At 63.9% G+C, this 4,438-nt stretch carries 5 protein-coding genes; all 5 read left to right on the top strand.

Going from position 1 to position 4,438, the window contains the following annotated elements; translation table 11 throughout:
* On the top strand, positions 1-1,077 hold a 1,077-nt coding region (gene bamA / locus ACQKPZ_RS28005), incomplete at its 5' end, for an outer membrane protein assembly factor BamA (RefSeq protein ID WP_427544506.1).
* A gap of 253 nt (positions 1,078-1,330) precedes the next feature.
* Positions 1,331-1,714 carry a hypothetical protein gene (locus tag ACQKPZ_RS28000; protein ID WP_427544503.1) on the top strand — a complete coding sequence of 128 codons (384 nt, stop codon included), beginning with the start codon at positions 1,331-1,333 and terminating at the stop codon, positions 1,712-1,714.
* Between the two features lie 14 nt (positions 1,715-1,728).
* Positions 1,729-2,694 (top strand): endonuclease, encoded by a 966-nt coding sequence (locus ACQKPZ_RS27995; RefSeq protein WP_427544501.1) that lies wholly within the window; start codon positions 1,729-1,731, stop codon positions 2,692-2,694.
* A gap of 73 nt (positions 2,695-2,767) precedes the next feature.
* Positions 2,768-3,274 carry a sigma-70 family RNA polymerase sigma factor gene (locus ACQKPZ_RS27990; protein ID WP_427544498.1) on the top strand — a complete coding sequence of 169 codons (507 nt, stop codon included), beginning with the start codon at positions 2,768-2,770 and terminating at the stop codon, positions 3,272-3,274.
* Complete coding sequence (locus ACQKPZ_RS27985) at positions 3,274-4,239, top strand: FecR domain-containing protein (RefSeq protein WP_427544496.1); 966 nt, start codon at positions 3,274-3,276, stop codon at positions 4,237-4,239. Before ACQKPZ_RS27990 ends, ACQKPZ_RS27985 begins: the two co-directional genes overlap by 1 nt.
* Positions 4,240-4,438: the final 199 nt, after the last annotated feature.

Genomic DNA, 4,438 nt, shown 5'->3' with positions numbered 1-4,438 from the left:
GGCTTCGCCCAGAGCGCGGGCCTGATCCTGGGTGGTTCGATCAGCCAGAGCAACTTCCTGGGTACCGGTAACAAGGTGTCCGTCGGCCTGACCCGCAGCGAGTACCAGACCAAGTACAACTTTGGCTTCACCGACCCCTACTTCACCGCCGACGGTGTCAGCCTGGGCTACAACGCCTTCTACAGCAGTACTGACTACAGCGATTACTACGACGATGGCGTTTCGTACTATGCAATCAACAGCTACGGCGCCGGGGTCAGCTTTGGCTACCCGATCAACGAAACCTCGCGCCTGACCTACGGCCTGACCCTGCAACACGACGACATTTCGCCCGGCACCTACAGCGCCGACGAGATCTACGACTTCATCGCACGCGAGGGCAAGAGCTTCAACAACCTCAAAGCGTCGATTGGCTGGTCTGAATCCACCCTGAACAAGGGCGTGCTGGCCACCCGAGGTCACTCGCAAAGCCTGACCCTGATGGCCACCACGCCCGGCAGCGATCTTTCGTTCTACAAACTGGACTACAACGGCCAGACCTACCTGCCGGTCACCGCCAAGACCTCGCTGCGCTTGCACACCAGCCTGGGCTATGGCAACGGCTACGGCTCCACCGACGGCCTGCCGTTCTATGAAAGCTACACCGCAGGCGGCCTGGGTTCGGTGCGCGGCTTCAAGGATGGTGGCCTGGGCCCACGCAATACCCCGGCCACAGGCACCTATGCCAGCGCTGGCCAAGCCTATTATTCCGACCGCGACACCGACGTGCTGGGGGGCAATATCCTGATTACCGGGGGTGCCGAGTACATCTTCCCGTTGCCGTTCGTGAAGGACCAGACCCAGCTGCGCAGTTCGGTATTCGTCGACGCCGGCAACGTCTATGCCGACACCTGCTACCTGTCGACCACCCAGGGCTGCGGCAGCGTGGACCTGGCGCAGATGGCCGTGTCGCTGGGGGTCGGCGTGACCTGGTACAGCCCGATGGGGCCGCTGAGCTTCAGCCTGGCGGCACCGCTGAAAAAGCCGGACAACGCCGAGACGCAAATCTTCCAGTTCTCGCTGGGGCAGACCTTCTGATTGCAGGCCCGTTGCCTTGCGCGCTCCCTTGTAGGAGCGGCCTTGCGTCGCGATGGGCTGCGCAGCAGCCCCGGGGATTCAGCGTCAAGGCAACCATTTTTGGGGCTGCTGCGCAGCCCATCGCGACGCAAGGCCGCTCCTACAGGGAAACGCATTGCCTGGTCTTACCCGCTTTTACTCCCGCTTAACCCAAGTTGACAGTCACCTTGCCTAAGCTGGCCAGCATTCAAACCCCGCCCAGCAGGACATGCCCATGCCCCCCTTCACGCCTTGCTTCCCCACTGCACTGCGACACGATGAAGTCCCGGTCGCCCTCCTCGACCTCGTCCAGCAGCGCATGGCCAGCCTTCTAGGCCCACGCTTTACGGTGGTACTGGGCGGGAGTGGCGATGGCGCCGGCGTCAGCCACTACCACCTGGCAATCCAGCATAACCAGAGCGGTGTATCGCTGGAGGACTACGGCGACGTCGGCGCCGGTTTCATCGAGCGCCTGCTGCGCATGGGCACCCAGGTGAGGGACATGCTCGACTCGGCCACGTTCAGCCGCATGGCCAGCGACGAACCGAGCCGACCATTGGTATGGCTCAGCGAGCTGGTCAGCCACGGCGAAAACATTACAATGCGCGCCCCAATCTGAAATATGTTTTTCTCATGAAATCACTGCTTTACGCCGTAACCTTAGTGTTTTCCTTCACCCTTCCTGCCTTTGCCAACCCACCCGCGACCTTCACCGAGGCCAAGGTGGTGGCCAAGCAGAAGGTGTACATGGACCAGGCCAGCAGTGCCATGGGCGAGCTGTACTGCGGCTGCAAATGGACCTGGGTGGGCAAGTCCGGTGGGCGCATCGATGCCGCTTCGTGCGGCTATCAGACGCGCAAACAGCAGAACCGTGCCGAGCGCACCGAGTGGGAACACATCGTGCCCGCCTACACGTTTGGCAACCAGCGCCAGTGCTGGAAGAACGGCGGCCGTGAGCACTGCGTAGACAACGACCCGGTGTTCCGCGCCATGGAAGCCGACCTGTTCAACCTGTACCCGTCCGTGGGTGAAGTGAACGGCGACCGCAGCAACTTCAACTACGGCATGGTCGCTGGCAATGCCGGCGAATATGGCCAGTGCACCACCAAGGTCGACTTCGTCCAGCGCGCCGCCGAACCGCGTGACGAAGTGAAAGGCCTGGTGGCTCGCACCACGTTCTACATGTTCGACCGTTACCAACTGAGCATGTCGCGCCAGCAGCAACAACTGCTGATGGCCTGGGACAAGCAACACCCGGTGTCGGCCTGGGAGAAAGAGCGCGACCGGCGCATTGCCGGGATCATGGGGCATGGCAACCCGTTCGTGAGCGGGGAGCGCAAATGGACGGCCGACTACAAGCCGGTTGGCAGCGGCGTGGTGCAGGCAGTGCCGGGCGAAGCGCCCAAGGCGCAGGCCAAACCGAGCCTGGCCAGTGCCGCGCCTGTGGGGGCGGTGCTGGGCAACCGCAACAGCCATGTCTATCACCTGTCCGTGGGCTGCCCGGGCTACAACCAGGTGGCGGCGAAAAACCAGGTCAGCTTCACCACCGAGGGTGAGGCGCAGGCAGCCGGCTATCGCAAAGCAGGCAATTGCCGCTAAGAAACGCGGATTGCCAGGTTGACGGGCAGGTGTTTAGAATGCGATCAATTCTTAATTGCACCCCTCGCCCGTCATGCCGCCCAACGACCCCACGCTCAACCTGCAGGTCCAGACGCTTTACACCGAGCACCATGGCTGGCTGCAAGGGTGGTTGGGGCGCAAGCTGGGCAACGCCTGCGATGCCGCCGACCTGGCCCATGACACCTTCGTACGCCTGCTCAGCCGCCAGGGCAGCAGCAGTTTCGGCACGGAGCCCAGGGCCTTGCTTACCCACATTGCCAAGGCCCTGGTAGTCGACCGCTGGCGGCGCCAGGATGTGGAGCGCGCCTATCTGGAAGCCATCGCCCACCTACCGGAGCCCGAGGTGCCCTCCCCGGAAACGCGCTGGCTGATCCTCGAAACCCTGTATCGCATCGACGCCATGCTGCGCGACCTGCCAGCCCGGGTGCGCCAGGTGTTCCTGCTGTCGCAACTGGACGGGCTGACCTACGTGCAAATTGCCGAGCAGTTGCAGGTGTCGCTGATCACCATCAAGCGCGACATGCGCACGGCATTCCTCGCCTGCCTGAGCATCGATTGATGAGCCCACGCATCGACCCGCTGATTCTTGGCGAAGCCGCCGATTGGCTGGTGCAACTGCAATCGGGCACGGCCACCGAGGACGATCATCGCGCGGTGCAGGCCTGGTGCCAGCGCAGCGCCCAGCACGCCCAGGCGTGGCAGCGTGCCGAGGCGATCCTGGGTGACTTGCGCCGCCTGCCCACCCCGGTTACCGGTGAAACCCTGCGCCGCCTGAGCCGCAACGGTGCAGTCAGCCGCCGCCAGGCGCTGCACCGCCTGGGGTTGTGGCTGCTGGCCGCACCGGCGGCCTGGCTGGCTTGGCGAGAAACACCCTGGCAGCAGTGGACCGCCGACGCCCGTACGGCAGTCGGCGAACAACGGCCGTTGACGCTTGCCGATGGCAGCCAGGTGTTGCTGAACACCGACACGGCCATTGATATCACCTTCGATGCACAACAACGACGCATTGACCTGCTGGCGGGCGAAATCCTGGTCACCAGCGCCAAAGACCTGGTCACCCCAACCCGACCGCTTTTGGTGCGCACCCTGCATGGCCAGGCCATCGCGCTGGGTACCCGCTTCAGCGTGCGCATCGACGGCCCGCTGACCCGGGTGGCCGTGCTTGAAGGCGCAGTCAGCATCCGCCCCGTGCATACAGCCACTGGCCTGCTGCTCAAGGCAGGCGAGCGTGGCGCCTTCGATAGCGACCGGGTCTTGCCCGCCACTGCGCTGGAAACCGGCGATCTGGCCTGGGAACACGGCATGCTGCTGGCCCGTGACATGCGCCTGGCCGACCTGTTGCACGAGCTGGGCCGCTATCGCCCCGGTGTACTGCGTTGCCACCCACAGGTGCGCGAGCTGAAAGTGTCTGGCGCCTTTCCACTGGCCGATACCGATGCCAGCCTGCGGCTGCTGGGCGACACCCTGCCAGTGGCCATCCAGGGCCTGACCCGCTACTGGGTGACCGTAGAACCACGCGTATAAGAGCCGCTGAAGTGTTTTAGAGAACAGTTGCCTTGCCCGAATCCAGAAGGCTGCTCGGTTTAGGTGGGAGCAACTGTCTTGCTCAATTTCTAAAAGCTGGCGCGGCCCCCTGTGGGAGCGGGCGTGCCCGCGAACACCGGCAAAGCCGGTGCCATCCACTGCGTTGCCTGCTTCGCGGGCGCGCCCGCTCCCACAGGGC

Source organism: Pseudomonas sp. NPDC089547 (assembly GCF_050280665.1).
In the GTDB taxonomy this organism is placed as follows: Bacteria; Pseudomonadota; Gammaproteobacteria; order Pseudomonadales; family Pseudomonadaceae; genus Aquipseudomonas.
This window is presented reverse-complemented; position numbering and strand designations above follow the sequence as displayed.

Bases quoted from the DNA above. Each gene is read 5' to 3' on its own strand.
- ACQKPZ_RS28000 (WP_427544503.1), top strand. From the start codon at position 1,331: ATGCCCCCCTTCACGCCTTGCTTCCCCACTGCACTGCGACACGATGAA.
- ACQKPZ_RS27995 (WP_427544501.1), top strand. From the start codon at position 1,729: ATGAAATCACTGCTTTACGCCGTAACCTTAGTGTTTTCCTTCACCCTT.
- ACQKPZ_RS27990 (WP_427544498.1), top strand. From the start codon at position 2,768: ATGCCGCCCAACGACCCCACGCTCAACCTGCAGGTCCAGACGCTTTAC.
- ACQKPZ_RS27985 (WP_427544496.1), top strand. From the start codon at position 3,274: ATGAGCCCACGCATCGACCCGCTGATTCTTGGCGAAGCCGCCGATTGG.